The organism is Aliivibrio wodanis, from assembly GCF_052920805.1.
The window spans coordinates 1,453,924-1,469,286 of sequence record NZ_JBREXA010000002.1 but is presented as its reverse complement, the minus strand read 5'-3'; the positions used below and the strand labels follow the sequence as shown (position 1 = coordinate 1,469,286).

8 protein-coding genes, 1 tRNA gene and 2 pseudogenes are annotated in these 15,363 nt (G+C 38.8%); 5 read left to right on the top strand and 6 right to left on the bottom strand.

Features of this window, described 5'->3' with window-relative positions:
- Position 1 precedes the first annotated feature (1 nt).
- Together nirB and ACU5DF_RS14600 are read right to left on the bottom strand one after the other, a co-directional pair.
- Positions 2-2,564, bottom strand: a pseudogene (gene nirB, locus ACU5DF_RS14605) (nitrite reductase large subunit NirB).
- A 301-nt stretch (positions 2,565-2,865) separates the two neighbouring features.
- Positions 2,866-4,740, bottom strand: coding sequence for a methyl-accepting chemotaxis protein (locus ACU5DF_RS14600; protein WP_446713390.1), 1,875 nt, complete (start codon positions 4,738-4,740; stop codon positions 2,866-2,868).
- 406 nt (positions 4,741-5,146) lie between these two features.
- Here ACU5DF_RS14600 and ushA point away from each other — a divergent pair, with 406 nt between their 5' ends.
- From ushA to ACU5DF_RS14580, 4 genes are all read left to right on the top strand, one after another.
- Positions 5,147-6,808, top strand: a complete 1,662-nt coding sequence (gene ushA, locus ACU5DF_RS14595) for a bifunctional UDP-sugar hydrolase/5'-nucleotidase UshA (RefSeq protein WP_446713389.1) — start codon at positions 5,147-5,149, stop codon at positions 6,806-6,808.
- Between the two features lie 273 nt (positions 6,809-7,081).
- Positions 7,082-7,158 (top strand) — tRNA-Pro (locus tag ACU5DF_RS14590).
- Between the two features lie 454 nt (positions 7,159-7,612).
- Positions 7,613-9,331, top strand: a complete 1,719-nt coding sequence (locus ACU5DF_RS14585) for a GGDEF domain-containing protein (RefSeq protein ID WP_446713388.1) — start codon at positions 7,613-7,615, stop codon at positions 9,329-9,331.
- Positions 9,303-9,494: a hypothetical protein gene (locus tag ACU5DF_RS14580; protein WP_446713387.1), complete on the top strand. Its 192-nt coding sequence runs from the start codon at positions 9,303-9,305 to the stop codon at positions 9,492-9,494. Before ACU5DF_RS14585 ends, ACU5DF_RS14580 begins: the two co-directional genes overlap by 29 nt.
- Before the next feature lie 47 nt (positions 9,495-9,541).
- Here ACU5DF_RS14580 and ACU5DF_RS14575 read toward each other — a convergent pair.
- Together ACU5DF_RS14575 and ACU5DF_RS14570 are read right to left on the bottom strand one after the other, a co-directional pair.
- Positions 9,542-9,980: pseudogene (locus tag ACU5DF_RS14575) on the bottom strand (DUF411 domain-containing protein).
- A gap of 84 nt (positions 9,981-10,064) precedes the next feature.
- Positions 10,065-12,800 (bottom strand): cation transporter, encoded by a 2,736-nt coding sequence (locus ACU5DF_RS14570; protein WP_446713386.1) that lies wholly within the window; start codon positions 12,798-12,800, stop codon positions 10,065-10,067.
- Positions 12,801-12,885: 85 nt separating this feature from the next.
- On the opposite strand from ACU5DF_RS14570, the gene cueR reads away from it, so the two are divergent.
- Complete coding sequence (cueR, locus tag ACU5DF_RS14565) at positions 12,886-13,287, top strand: Cu(I)-responsive transcriptional regulator (RefSeq protein WP_446713385.1); 402 nt, start codon at positions 12,886-12,888, stop codon at positions 13,285-13,287.
- 30 nt (positions 13,288-13,317) lie between these two features.
- Here the strand turns inward: cueR and ACU5DF_RS14560 are convergent, their stop codons facing one another.
- Positions 13,318-14,172, bottom strand: coding sequence for a co-chaperone YbbN (locus tag ACU5DF_RS14560; RefSeq protein ID WP_446713384.1), 855 nt, complete (start codon positions 14,170-14,172; stop codon positions 13,318-13,320).
- A gap of 335 nt (positions 14,173-14,507) precedes the next feature.
- The gene (locus ACU5DF_RS14555) at positions 14,508-15,335 is read right to left on the bottom strand and encodes an SDR family oxidoreductase (RefSeq protein WP_446713383.1); all 828 of its coding nucleotides are present in this window, start codon (positions 15,333-15,335) and stop codon (positions 14,508-14,510) included.
- Positions 15,336-15,363: the final 28 nt, after the last annotated feature.

Sequence of the window (15,363 nt, the reverse complement as noted above, 5' to 3'; positions counted from 1 at the left end):
CTTATTCAGTTGCTGCTACGTGTAGGATGTCACCCTTTGCTTCTGGGTGTTTTTCAGTAAAGGTTGCTGGGCGATGTTGTTCACGACCGTCAGTCACAAATACTACGTTGTCATCACGATCATCAGCATTGATGAAGTGAGCAAAACGTTTCAGTTGAGTTTCATCATTGATGGTGTCAGACCACTCACAGCGGAATTCTTCAACTAATTTAGCAACATCTGCTTCTAGTTGTTCATTAATGCCTAGCTTATTATCAACGATAACTTCACGTAGGTAGTCAACACCACCTGTCAAGGTTATCCATCCATACCGAAGTACGCTGTAATGGAGCTGCTGTACGAATGTAGAACATCATGTAGCGATCAATATATTTGATTAATGTTTCTTGATCTAAGTCGCTTGCTAGTAAGTCTGCGTGACGAGGTTTCATACCGCCGTTACCACATACATACATATTCCAACCAGCATCAGTTGCGATAATACCTAAATCTTTACCTTGAGCTTCTGCACACTCACGAGTACAGCCAGATACACCAAACTTCATTTTATGAGGAGTACGGATTCCTTTGTAACGATTTTCTAGCATTACGCCGAGACCTACGGAGTCTTGTACGCCATAACGGCACCAAGTAGAGCCAACACAGGTTTTCGCCATACGCAGCGCTTTAGCATACGCTTGACCTGTTTCATAGCCTGCCGCAACTAACTTCTTCCAGATTGCTGGTAAGTCATCTTTTTGAGCGCCAAATAGGCCAATACGTTGAGCTCCGGTAATCTTGGTATAAAGATTATATTCAGCAGCAACGTCAGCTAATACGCTTAACGCTTGAGGAGTTACTTCACCACCCGCCATACGAGGGATAACAGAGTATGTGCCATCTTTTTGCATGTTACCTAGGAAGTTATCGTTAGTGTCATGCAGTTTAACTAGCTCTGGTTTAAGGATATGCTCACCCCAACAAGAAGCAAGAATAGAACCAGTAAGTGGCTTACACACTTCACAACCGTAACCTTTGCCGTACTTTTCTAAAAGTTCATCAAACGTTTTGATTTCTTCGATACGAATAAGGTGGAATAGCTCTTGGCGAGAGTAAGCAAAATGCTCACATACGTCGCTTTTTACTTCAATACCCGATTTAGCTAATTCAGCATTAAGGACGGAAGTTACTAGAGGGATACAGCCACCACAGCCTGTACCTGCACCCGTGACTGCTTTAATATCAGCCATTGTGTGATGGCCATCAGCAACAGCCTGAGCAATTTTGCCTTTAGTCACATCAAAACAAGAGCAGATAACCGCTGATTCAGGAAGAGAATCTGCACCTAGTGTTGGTTTTTCTGCGCCTGCATGTGCAGGAAGAATAAGTGCGTCTGGGTGTTCTGGTAGATCGATTTCATTCAGCATAAGCTGTAGAAGATCACCGTAATCAGAGGTGTCACCAACCATTACTGCACCAAGCAGTTTTTTGTTATCTTCAGATACGATTAGACGTTTGTAAACTTCTTGCTCTTCGTTTTGGTAAACGTAGCTCTTACAACCAGGAGTGCGACCGTTCGCATCACCGATAGAACCTACTTTTACGCCAAGCAGTTTTAGTTTTGCAGACATGTCTGCACCTTCAAACGAACTGTCGTTACCTAGAATATGATCAACAGCAACTGTCGCCATTTTGTAACCAGGAGCAACAAGGCCATAGAAAGTTTGATTCCAAGAAGCACATTCACCAATAGCGTAAATGTTTTTATCGCTGGTTTGGCAGTTGTTATTAATTTCGATACCACCACGAGGTGCGATACCTAAGCCCATTTGACGAGCTAATTTGTCTTGAGGGCGAATACCTGCAGAGAACACGATGAAATCAGCTTCTAATTCAGTACCATCAGCAAAACGCATAACATTACGTGCGTCTTTGCCTTCAGGAGCTATTTCAAGGGTATTTTTACTTGTATGAACATTTACGCCCATACGCTCAATTTTTTGGCGAAGTTGGTTACCACCAGCAAGATCAAGTTGTTCAGCCATTAGCTTAGGAGCAAACTCAACAACATGAGTGGTTACACCAAGCGCTTTTAGCGCACCTGCAGCTTCAAGACCCAATAGACCACCACCAACAACAACACCACTTTTACTGTTTTTTGCTGTTGCTTCGATAGACTTAAGGTCTTCAATTGTACGGTAAACAAAACAGTCTTTACCATCGTTACCTTTAATTGGCGGAACAAATGGGAAAGAGCCGGTAGCAAGAACTAGTTTATCGTATTGGATCTCACGACCAGTACTTGAATACACCGTTTGTTTTTCGCGGTTGATATTAATAGCACGCTCACCAAGTAAAACATTGATGTTATGCTTTTCGTAGAATCCTTCTTTTACAAGAGAAAGTTCATCTGCAGTATGATGAGAAAAGTAAGAAGAGAGGTGTACTCGATCGTAAGCGACACGAGGTTCCTCACAAAACACGGTCACTTCCATGTTTTGCACATCCGTCTTATCTACTAAATCTTCGATATAGCGATGACCAACCATGCCATTACCGATGATGACTAACTTCATCTTGCTCATAAGAATTCCTATTATCATTGATATGCATATATGATGAATTATGAATGAATATGTCGATATGATGTGGATCAATTACGAAATAAAACTACTCCAAAGGGGTAGTTCAAAGGTGGTAGTGGTGTTTTGTTGCAGAAAATCAATTAATTACCTGTAGCACGTGGTGTCTGTATGTTGTTTTATTACAATATATAGTGAAATATTCGGAAGGGTACTCTATTTTTAACAGTAATTCTGAAAAAAAAAGACAGAATATAAAGATAATATTCTGTCTTTTTAAATTAAGAAGTAACTGATATAAGGCTTATAACTTAAATCGGTCGATCTCTTGCTTTAGTTCACTTGATAGTTCAGATAATTCTGACGCTTGAATAACTGATTGCTTTGTTTCTTCAGTTAGTTCATTTGACACATCACGAACAGCTTCAGTATTTCGAGTTATCTCTTCAGTTACTGATGATTGCTCTTCTGCTGCAGCTGCAATTTGAGCTGCCATATCGCTGATTTGAGTTACTGAATTAGTGATTTGTAATAAACTTGCTGATGCAGATTGAGCATCTTCAACACTGGTGTTAGCTAATGTTTGACTGTCTTGCATGATCCCAACGGCTTTTTGAGTTGTCCCTTGCAGCGCTTCAATCATTTGTTGAATTTCTTGAGTTGATGCATGAGTACGTTGACTTAGGATACGTACTTCATCCGCTACAACCGCAAAACCGCGGCCTTGTTCACCAGCACGAGCCGCTTCAATTGCAGCGTTTAATGCAAGCAAGTTAGTCTGTTCTGCAATGTTTTGAATAGTTGAAAGAATGGTATTGATATTTTGAGCGTTGTGATGAAGCTCTTCAATAACACCTGTCGCAGTTTCAACTTCTTTTGCTAAGTTATCAATTGAGTGTTGGCTTTGGCTTACTTGCTCTGCACCGTGACTTGATGCCGTCACCGTTTCTTCTGCGGTTTGAGCTGTATTATCAGCATTGCCTGCAATCTCTTGCGTTGCTGCAGCCATCTCATTGATTGCCGTTGCTACCATATTTATCTCATCCATTTGGTGTTGAATGCGAACGTTGCGCTCCTCAGCACTTTCTGCTGTTGAGTTTGCTTGGCGAGCTAAAGTTGTAGAAATATCACGTAAGCGACACACCATTGAGTGCATATTACTCACAAAGGTATTGAAGTTAATCGCTAATTGACCTACTTCATCGTTACTATGGGGCTCTAGGCGTTGAGTTAAATCACCTTCACCAGAAGAGATCTCAGCAAGGGCATTAGATACTCGTAGTAAGTCTTTAAATAGAATATTTACTAGTGTCGTTACACCAATGGCAACAATCACAGTTAATACAATACTTAGAAGAATAATTTCACGAAGTAGCGCTGAATGTGCAGCTTCTTCAGTCTCTTGTGTCATTTCAACTGCAAACGTCCAATGTGTGTTTGGTACTTTTGCGAAATAAACAAGTTTAGTTTCGCCATTGATATTCGCAATATCAATACGCTTAGTTGCAATTGATTCTTGAATACTTTGTGGAGTCATCTCAGAAAAGTAACGATTTACGTCTTTTTTGATCAGTGATTTGTTTGGGTGCGCTAAGAAAGTACCATCACTATCTATTAGCATGGTGATGGTATCTTTACCTGCGTCTAGGCTGATAACATCGTCAATAAGTTGATCAATAAGCACATCAGCACCAACCACACCTAAGAAAGTACCATTTTTATATATTGGTTCCGCGATGGTTACCAACAAAGATTGTGTAATTGCATCTTGGTAAGCAGAGGTAATCATTTGCTTATTTTCACGTTGTGCTTCTTGATACCAAGGGCGTTGGCGTGGGTCATAGCCTGCTTTTGTTCGTTCAGGAAGTGCTCGAAGCATTTCGCCTTGAGCTGTCCCAAAGAAAATATCATCAAACCCACCAGCCTTACGGCTCAATTTCAGAAAAGAAACAATATCTTCATTCTGAGTGTAATCGTTTGTTGCATGGGCGATTTCTGCTTTGATAGAAATCCAATTTGAAATACCAGTTGTGGCTGCGGAAGTAACACTTTCCGCACGAGAATAAACTCCATTACGAGTTTGTTCAAATAACTGGTTTGATGCAAGCCAAGTTAGGGAAGATGCGGTAATAACGACAGCGAGTAAACTTGCACTTATTAGCTTATGTTTTAGTTTCATTATTTTTCCATACTGTAATGAATTCGTGGCGAATTTGTTAAATATTGGCGTGCGTCTTTTATTTTATAATTCTCTCATTAATGTATCGGAAAATTCTTGAAATCTTTAATGGTAATTTACATAAAAAGAAATAAAACAGTGCAATCTATAACGTATTTTTTAAGAAAGTTATGATGAGGAGTGGGCTGATTAGTAAGTTTTTTTTGTGAATGATTGATTATGCTTTGAGGTCATTTTCTTTTTAATAACTCTTTTTTATCTTTCTATGAGCTATTTTTAGTGATCCAACATGCAAATATATGAAAACGATGTGAGAGTAGAATACAATTCTTTTAAACTGCTCCGGTATTTGGCTGTTGATGAGTTTAATAGTCTAATTTATCCCCTTTGAATTTAATGGTGAAACATGATGGAACGTCTTTCTCTGAAAACAGCAATTGCTGCAGCATTGGTAACAACTCTTGCTGGTTGTGCTACAACGGCTGAGCATGCATGGCAAGAAGATACTACGTATAAGCTAACGGTATTACATACAAACGATAATCACGGTCGTTTTTGGCAAAATAAATACGGTGAGTACGGCATGGCTGCGCGTAAAACACTGATTGATGAGCTACGAGCAGAAGTAAAAGCAGAAGGCGGTAGTGTTCTTCTTCTTTCTGGTGGTGATATTAATACTGGTGTACCAGAGTCAGATCTTCAGGATGCAGAACCAGATTTTAAAGGCATGAACAAGATTGGTTATGATGCAATAGCACTTGGTAACCATGAATTTGATAATCCATTAGATGTACTTCAAAAGCAAATTGATTGGGCTAAATTCCCAATGCTTTCTGCAAATATCTACGACAAAGAAACAGGTAAGCGTATGTATCAAGCTTATGAAATCTTTGAGAAGCAAGGTATTAAAATTGCAGTTGTTGGTTTCACAACAGAAGATACTGCAAAAATTGGTAATCCTGAATATATCGGTGGCATTGAATTCCGAGATCCAAAAACTGAAGCGAAAAAGATTATTGCGGAGCTAGAAGCAAATGAAAAGCCAGATCTTATTTTTGCAGTAACTCACATGGGTCACTATGAGAATGGTCAACGTGGTATCAATGCTCCTGGTGATGTTGCATTAGCACGTTCACTTGAGTTGGGTGAATTAGACATGATTGTGGGTGGTCACTCACAAGAGCCTGTTTGTATGGAAGGCCCAAATGTTGCGAAGAAAAATTTCAAACCAGGTGATGAGTGTCAACCAGACCAACAAAATGGTACTTGGATTGTTCAGGCTCATGAATGGGGTAAATACGTAGGTAAAGCTGATTTTGAATTCCGTAATGGTGAACTTGAGATGGTTAGTTATAACCTGATCCCAGTAAACTTGAAGAAAAAAGTAAAAATCGACGGTAAAAAGCAACGTGTATTCATTCAAGATGAAATTGCTCAAGATCCAGAATTACTTGCGTTCCTAAAACCTTTCCAAGAGAAAGGCCAAGGCCAACTGAATGTGAAAATAGCATCAACTAACGGTAAGTTAGAGGGCGATCGTAATGTGGTTCGTTTCCAACAAACAAACCTTGGTCGTTTAATTGCGACATCTCATATGGTTCGTGCTAAAGCTGATTTTGCAGTAATGAACTCTGGTGGTGTACGTGATTCAATTGAAGGTGGTGATGTTACTTATAAAGATGTATTAACAGTACAGCCATTTGGCAATATTGTGACGTATGCTGATATGACAGGTAAGGAAGTAATGGATTACCTAAATGTTGTTGCAACTAAGCCTATCGATTCTGGTGCTTACGCACAATTTGCGGGCATAAAAATGACTGTTGCTAATGGCGAAGTATCAAATGTATTTATCGGTGGTAAGCAATTACGTCTAGATAATACATACCGCTTTACTATCCCAAGCTATAATGCAGCGGGTGGTGATGGTTACCCTAAAATCTCTGATCATCCTGGCTATGTAAATACTGGTTTTGTGGACGCTGAAGTACTTAAAGAGTTCTTAGAAACAAACAGCCCAATTGATGTAAATAAGTTTGCCCCACGTGGTGAGATTACTTATAAATAATCAATAAAAGAAGATAAGCCTCTAATTCGTTATTGTTTTAGGGGCTTTTGTTTATGAATTCAACAGTTTGTCGGTTTTATAAGCGAACGGAAAGAAAAAACAAAATAATGCTTGTCAAAAAATTCACAGACAGTATTATAGCCCTCGTTGACACGGACACAGTCTCTGTTTAACAGCTCGGTGAATAGCGCAACTTAGTAGCGCATCTCGGGCTTTTAGGAATAGCGGACCAGAGGGTACCCCTCTAGAATGTAAAGTCTTAAAGAAATATCTCGGTGAATAGCGCAGCTTGGTAGCGCATCTGGTTTGGGACCAGAGGGTCGGGGGTTCGAATCCCTCTTCACCGACCACTTTTAAGAAGCCGCATCAGAAATGATGCGGCTTTTTTCGGTCTGTATATTTTCTCGTAAATGATTTTCTTCCGTAATAATAGGGCGTCTACCTAATTATACCAATTCCAGTAATTCTCTAGTCATTATTACTGGTTAAATCACATAATAGCTTCGTTAAAAATTATTTAAGTAGAATAACTACTTATCAGAATTTTTGCCTTGCTCTTAAGTGGTTTTCCTGCGTAATAAATAGACCATTTAATTAATGGCAATGGTATTAGCACTTCTCTATTGTTGAAGCTCTTATTTATGGTAATATTATAAATTTACAGTGCTATCGACTTTGTAGTATGATGTTTTGTATACTCCACTTAATTATTTGGTTTGTGTTTTGAAGCGTCATTATCTTCTGATTATTACATTGTGCTTAGCTTTGCTATTTTGGCTACCGAGTCACGCTAAGGAACTCCCTTTGCAGCCTGTAATATCTGTTGCGCTTGTACATAATGATTTTGTGACACGTATTTTATTTGATGCTGTAGAAGAAAAACTAGATGTTGATGTTAAGTATATCGATTTCCCAACGACTGATGCAGCAATTAAAGGTGTATTAAGTCATTCGGTTGATTTTGTAACCAATGTCACTTATACCAAAGAAAGAGCCTCTGTTTTAGCCTTTTCAGAGCCGACCAATGTTGAAAACATTTACCTTTATTCTAAGGGGAATACAACACTTGATCGTGTAATACGCCTTGCTCTCCCAAAAGACTCTCCTTTCATAAATGTTATTGAATCTTATTCTTCCTATATCAGTATTTGGGAATATGATTCATTATCTGAAGGCTTTGGCTGGTTAGAAAGTGGAATTGTAGATGGTGTAATAGATGCGATTAATGCTCTTGAATTCGCTTCTAAAAAACACTTGAATGCTCGCTTACTTAATTCTGAACTGCCATTAACTCCCGTTTCTATAGCAACAGCGACTAATAATAAACACAGAGTCTTACTCAATGATATTGGACGGGTAGTTCTGGATGAGATGACTCAAAAAGAGCTAAGAGTGAGTGTTGAGTCTTATCAGTACCACTTGCGACAAATGTCATTACGTGAGCAAGTAGCGAAGCTTCCGCTTGATCTTTCTGCTGGGTTATCTATATATCTTGAGAATGTATTTCCTCATACTATTTATAAAAACAAAAAGTTCTCAGGTGTTAGTGCTGATATGGTCTTTATTGCTTGTAAGATCTTAGCTATAGAGTGCTATGTAAAGAGTCAATCAAGTGATTCATGGGATGATTTATGGAAGGGCTTTAAAGAAGGGAAGGTGGATATTATTGCTCCTTTGACTTATACAGAAGATAGAAAGAGCATGGTCAATTATACAGCACCTTACTATATAGCTCGTTCAATTCTAGTGAAACGAAAGAAGTATAAAAGTGGGGTTTATACAGATGTTTCTCAGATGATATCTGAAAATATAGGCGTCGTTAAAGGAGACTATTTTAGTGTACTGTTCCAGAAAATATTGCCTTACAAATCACTTTATGAATACCAAAATCAGATGGACGAAATTAACGCATTAATCAATAAAGAGGTTGATTATATTGCGCTTGATCAAGCTACGTACTATCAGATATTAAGAGATAGCTCTGAAATAGCAATAGAAGAGGAGTTAGGTATTGGTACTTTTCATGAAGCTGAAATTGCGGTTGGTTTTCGTAAAACAGAGAAAGGGCAATTATTAGCTCCTATTTTTAGTGAAGCGTTATTGTTAGCTAATGCTCATAAGATTAAACAAAAGTATGATTTTAAACCTGATTGGCGAAATATGCTGGAAGATAGACAGCTTTTTAATTCACTTATGAAATATTTGATTATAAGCATATTGAGCATCGCTTTTCTAATAATATGGTACTTAAATAAATTAGCCTCTACAGATAAACTCACTGGTTTGAAAAATCGTCGAGCTATTTACCGAAAATATCGTAATGGGGTACCTAGATTAACAACAATTCTCTATTTGGATGTAAATAAATTCAAGCAGATAAATGATACTCACGGTCATTTGATTGGTGACCTTGTATTAAAAGAGATCGCAAAGACGATTAAAAACCATTGGAATGGGGGCAGTTACCGTATTGGTGGGGATGAAGTTTGTTCTTATGGGGGACGTACAACAAGAGCAGATTGATGACTTTATGAATTTAAGTCGTTCGATTGTTGTTATGTCGGGTGAGACACCTTTAACTGTATCTTTAGCTGTTGGAGTATCTGATTTACGCGATGGTAAATTATCACTAGATCATTGTTTAAAAGTCGTAGATTCAAAGATGTATTGCTCAAAGTTAATGTAATAGCATATCCATTTTATTGAATATGCTATCGATTAATGTGTTAATGGTTATTCATTGTGCGTATTAAATAATGCTAATTTTCCATTCTCTTTAAATGCGACTACTTGGTACGTATCTTTCTTATCGCCATATTCCATCCCTGGAGATCCCATTGGCATTCCTGGAACCGCAAGACCTTTAAAATCACGAGGGTTAGCTAAAAACTTCTTAATATCATCGGCAGGGATATGACCTTCAAATACGTAACCATCAATAACCGCAGTATGGCAAGATGCAAGAGGTGGTTCGACACCTAGCTGTCTCTTTAATAGGGTTCATGTCCTCATGGTCTTCAATCTTGACCGTAAAGCCGTTGTCTTCCATGTGTTCTACCCACTCAGTGCAACAGCCACAGTAAGGTGATTTATAAGTCGTTACTTCAGTTGAGGCGAACGCTGAAGTACTAAATAAAACGAAAGAAACAAAAGTAAATTTAAGGTTTTTCATAGTGGGTTTTCCAAAGGTTATTTTGAATTAGGTGATAGCCAAAACCAGTAGATGATGGCAATAATCAATGCAATACCAAATAGATTAATCATGCGATGCTCCTTGTGCTGGTGGCTGAGTAGATTGTTGGGTATTTAATTGATAGCTAGTCGTAAAAAACCGTAATCGGTTGGCATTAGTTACAACGGTAATGGAAGACAGTGCCATTGCTGTTCCGGCAACGACTGGGCTTAATAACATCCCTGTGAATGGAAATAAAATGCCTGCCGCAATAGGGATCCCTATCATGTTATAAATAAATGCGCCAAATAGGTTTTGCTTCATATTTTTCATGGTGGCTTTAGAAAGTTCAATAGCAGCTACAGCGGTTTGTAATGAGTGATTCATTAAGGTGAGGTGGGCACTTTCAATTGCTACATCACTGCCATTCCCCATCGCAATTCCTACTTCAGCTTGTGCCAGCGCTGGTGCATCGTTAATACCATCGCCGATCATAGCGACTTTGTGATTTTGTAATTGAAGATCTTTGATTGCTTGTGCTTTACCATCAGGTAATACCCCTGAAATAACCTGAGTAATACCTAACTGTTTAGCGACATGCTCAGCCGTTTCTTTGCGATCGCCCGTTAGCATAACGACATTAATGCCTAATTCAGCAAATTGCTTAACCGCGAGTGCTGAATCGGTACGAATCGCATCGCTGACCTCGATAACACCGATGCACTGTTTATGAGTTGCAACAAACAGAGGTGTTGACGAAGGTGAAAGTTCAGCTTGAGGTAGAGCAATATTATTTTGTGATAAGTAAGTCATATTGCCGATAAAAATAGTATTGCCATCTACTTTTGCCGAAGCCCCAAGCCCTAGTTGAGCGTTAAACTCAGTACCAGTAACAAGATCCAATGAGTATTGGTTTAAATAAGCCATCACAGCTTGAGCCAATGGATGCTCAGAATGACTTTCAACAGCTGCAGCTAAAATGATTACCTGTTGTTCTGTGTAGTCATGAAAGCTCGTGACCTTACTGACCGTCGGTTTACCTTCGGTTAATGTTCCTGTTTTATCAACCACAACGGTATCTATGGTGCTTGCGGTTTGAAGTACATCAGCATTTTTTATTAATGCACCAAATTCAGCCGCTTTACCAATCCCGACGGTAACTGACATGGGAGTAGCAAGACCCAGAGCGCAAGGGCAGGCAATGATAAGTACAGTGGTGGCAACTACCAACATATAACTTGAAGTTGGCTCGGGACCAAGGTTGTACCAGATAAGTGCGGAGACAATAGCAATAATCATGACACTTGGTACAAATACTGCTGATATTTTATCGGCCAGTTTTGCAATGTTCGGCTTGCTGCTTTGTGCATTACGTACCATGGTTATAATTCGAGCTAGCATGGTGTGTTCACCAACATTGGTTGCTTTAAAGGTAAAGCTACCTTGTTGATTAATCGTTCCTGCATGGACGGTATCATTGATTTTTTTTAAGCTAGGAAGAGGCTCCCCAGTTAACATCGCTTCATCAAGATAGCTTTCACCACTGATTAAAACGCCATCCACAGGAATTTTTTCTCCGGGTTTAATCTTGATAATCATGTCTTGAAGTACTTGAGAAACTGGCAACTCAATCTCTTTCCCATCTTTAATGACGGTAGCGGTTTGTGGCTGAAGGTTTAACAGTTTTTCAATCGCACTAGAGGTTCGATTACGTGCTTTGGTTTCAATCAGATTACCAAGAGTGATTAAACCTAAGATCACTGCTGTTGCTTCAAAGTAAACATGACGTGCTTGTTCAGGGAAAAATTCAGGTGAAATAACCAATGCCATAGAATAAAGCCAAGCTGATCCCGTACCAAGAGCGACGAGCGTATCCATTGTCGCTCTGTGGTGAGTGAAAGCTTTCCAAGCATTAACAAAAAAATGTTTACCTGCAGTGAGTAATAGACCTAAACAAATTAATCCAATGACTCCCCACGCAAGTTGATCATTTATGGTGTTGATTTGCATATTGCCACCAAACACTCCCCACAACATTAATGGTGCGCCAATCGCTAATGAGAGAATGGTGTTTTTTTTATGTGCCGTGGTGGTTTTTAAATACAGTTCTTTTTGTCTTTTACGACGTTGCTCTTCATTTAGGCTAATTTCAGCGCCATAACCGCCTTTTTCTATCACTTGGATTACGTCAACTTCATTAATATCACCAATTACTAAGGCGGTACGTTCAGCTAGATTCACGCGAACAGATTGAACGTTATGGACAGTTGAAATGATGCTCTCAACAGAGGAAACACAGCTAGCACAAGTCATTCCTGATAAAATCAGTTGAGTTGTTTTTTCTGTATTGAATTCTGGTTTTTCCGGTTTGTTAGTAATGGCTTTGTTATCTGACTCTTTTGATGATGGTTTATTTTCAAGGGCAAATGGAGTTTCAGAGGCTTGAAAACCAATGGATTCAATCAGAGATACCACACTTTCTTTTGAGTGTATGGTATTGAGATTAAGCTCTGTTTTTGAAATAGAAAGAATAGTGGAGTGAGATAATGTTTCTACTGCTTCTGTTGTTTTCTTTACGCATCTACCGCAATTTAATCCTGCTAAATAAAGCGTTATTACTTTTTCTTCAGGTACAGAATAACCAAGTTGAGAAATTATCTCGATAACATTTTGTTCAGAAAGGCTAGTGGTAAGAGTCAGCTCTGCTTTGGTAACAGAATATTGAGAGATACCAGTGTTGGTAGAAAGTACTTGCTCTACTTTAGCTACACAGCGACCGCAATTTAATCCTGATAAAGGAAGAGTGAATTCCTGGCTCATAATAACCTCATTAACTATTCTTGATATTGTTAAGAATAAACCTTACAGTAAATGGAAGGTCAAGCAGTTGAATGAGTAAATTAACATGAATATCAGTGAAGTGGCTAAGTTAACCGGATTAACCGCGAAGGCGATTCGGTTTTATGAAAGTAAAGGGGTGATTCGAGAGGCTAATCGCAGTGCGAACGGCTATCGTCAATATATGCAAGTGCAAGTTGAAGAATTACAACTGATCAGGCGATCTCGATTGGTTGGATTTAGTCTAGAAGAGTGCCAAGAGTTATTGAGCTTATCAAATAATCCCAATCGTCGAAGTGCTGATGTTAAAAAGAAAACACTAGAGAAAGTAACAGAGATAGAAGAAAAAATTCAAGAACTTGAAGGAATGAAACAAACCTTACTTGAGTTGGCAAATTCTTGCCCTGGAGATGAAAGCAATGATTGTCCAATTATTAAAGGGTTAACCTGTTGTCACGATAAAAAGTAACAACAGGATAAATTTTAATTCGTACTTAAATTAGTAAAGTAGAGAATATAGTTGGCGGCGATATTTACCTGCAACTGGATTTCCTTGGCCAAGAGCAGAAAGAATATCCATCATTGTTTTTTTAACTTGCCCATCTTGAGCATTAAGATCTTTTAATAAAATGTACATTAAAATTTCTAACGCTTCTTCTTGGCGATTCACTTGGCTGTATTGAATAGCAAGTTCTAAAGCAACCTCTGTGTTATTTTTATCTGTATTATATTTATCTTCTAATGCTTGGATCTCTGGTGTGTTACCGGCTTGTTTGTGCAGCTCAAGTTTTGCTACTAATTCTTTGTATTTACTATCCTGATCTTGCATTAGAATTTCAGATAGAATGGTTTCTGCTTGATCATAGGCTTGAGTCTCAATATAACATTGAGCAATATGCAATTTTATTTGACCATTGCCCCCAAAATGCTCTACTAAAGTAAGGAGGGTTGGGAGTGCCGCTTGGAATTCACCTTCTTCAACTAACTTAAATGCTTGGCCTAATTGAAGCTCTTCTTGGCTCGGTAGATGTTTATTTAACATTCCTTGAATGGCTTCGATCGTTTGAGGACCGCCCATACCATCAACGGCTTGACCATTTTTAAATAAAGCGATGGTTGGTAATGTTTGTACACCAAACTGCTGTGCGAGGCCTTGTTGCTCTTCACAGTTAAGTAGGGCAAGGGTTACCGCCTCACCATATTGTTGTGAAAGTTGCTGAAGAGCGGGAATAACGGCAAGACTCTCTTGGCTCATTGGTGCCCAGAAATGAATTAACACAGGAGTTTGTGTTGAGCTTTCAAGGATTTGCTGGAAGTTTTGTTCGTTCAGTTCAACGCTGTGTTCTGGCTGCATGGTCTTTTCCTAAAATCAGTATTGTTTCTAGATATATACAGTTATATGGGGTATCGGCTTGGTTTTCAAGGTGCCAGATACGAAGAAAGCCACTATGCAAAACATAATGGCTTTTCTATCGCAAGCGAAGGTGTAGCTGCTAGATCAGTATGAATACCGCAACAGCTACACTCACACAGATCCAGTTGATTTTACCTAGTGTCATATTCCCCCCGAAAAAACACCATCTACCGGATAGAAATGAATATACTTATTTTATATGACACTAATATTACATTATTACTCTTTTCTCATATTTCTTAATTATTACACTGTAGTGATAGCATAAAGTTAGGTTAATCACTCTTATTTAAGATCATATCAAGCCACTTTGTTGGTAATAATCGTTTTAATACAGCAAAAAGATGTGTGGGAAAAGTCACTCGATATCGAGCTTTTGGTCTCGATGAATTAAGCGCATGCAATAACGGTGGAATGAGTGAGTCAGAGGGCAAAACAAACGCACTACCAGAGTGTGCATTTTCAAGTCTCTGCTGTTGAATTAGGTATTTCTCTTTATGAGGGCTATTTTCAATGTTTACCCATTTATTAAATGATTTCAATGCATTAGACCTAAATTCAGTTTCTATTGGTCCAGGTTCAATTAAGCTGACTTTTATGTTTGTCTCTGAGAGTTCTAAGCGTAATGTATCAGTCCAACCTTCAATGGCAAATTTTGATGCGTTATAAGCGCCACGATATTTCATTGCGACAATGCCTAACACTGAGCTGTTTTGAATGATACGTCCATGGCCTTGCTTTCTCATTACAGGAAGGAGTTCTGTGACTAATTGGTGCCATCCAAAGAAGTTTGACTCGAACTGCTCTTTTAATGCCTCCCTGGGTAAGTCTTCAAGGGCCCCAGCTTGGCCATATGCTCCGTTATTGAACAATGCGTATAATTTCCCATCAGTTAGACGGATGACTTCTTTTACGGCATCGGTAATGCTTTGGGGATCGCTGTAGTCTAAATGTAAGCAGGTAAGGCCTTCTTCTTGCAATCGCTGAACATCTTCATGTTGTCGGCACGAAGCAATAACGTGAAAGCCTTGTTTTTGTAATTGATGAGCTGCGGTATAACCAATGCCGGTAGAGCAGCCTGTGATAAAAATATATCGTTGCATATTTCGAGGCCTTGATGATAAAGATTAT

Excerpts from the sequence above, each read along its gene's own strand:
- ACU5DF_RS14570 (WP_446713386.1), bottom strand. The coding sequence starts at position 12,800 with ATGAGCCAGGAATTCACTCTTCCTTTATCAGGATTAAATTGCGGTCGC.
- ACU5DF_RS14600 (WP_446713390.1), bottom strand. The coding sequence starts at position 4,740 with ATGAAACTAAAACATAAGCTAATAAGTGCAAGTTTACTCGCTGTCGTT.
- ACU5DF_RS14555 (WP_446713383.1), bottom strand. The coding sequence starts at position 15,335 with ATGCAACGATATATTTTTATCACAGGCTGCTCTACCGGCATTGGTTAT.
- ushA (WP_446713389.1), top strand. The coding sequence starts at position 5,147 with ATGATGGAACGTCTTTCTCTGAAAACAGCAATTGCTGCAGCATTGGTA.
- ACU5DF_RS14560 (WP_446713384.1), bottom strand. The coding sequence starts at position 14,172 with ATGCAGCCAGAACACAGCGTTGAACTGAACGAACAAAACTTCCAGCAA.
- ACU5DF_RS14580 (WP_446713387.1), top strand. The coding sequence starts at position 9,303 with ATGGGGGACGTACAACAAGAGCAGATTGATGACTTTATGAATTTAAGT.
- cueR (WP_446713385.1), top strand. The coding sequence starts at position 12,886 with ATGAATATCAGTGAAGTGGCTAAGTTAACCGGATTAACCGCGAAGGCG.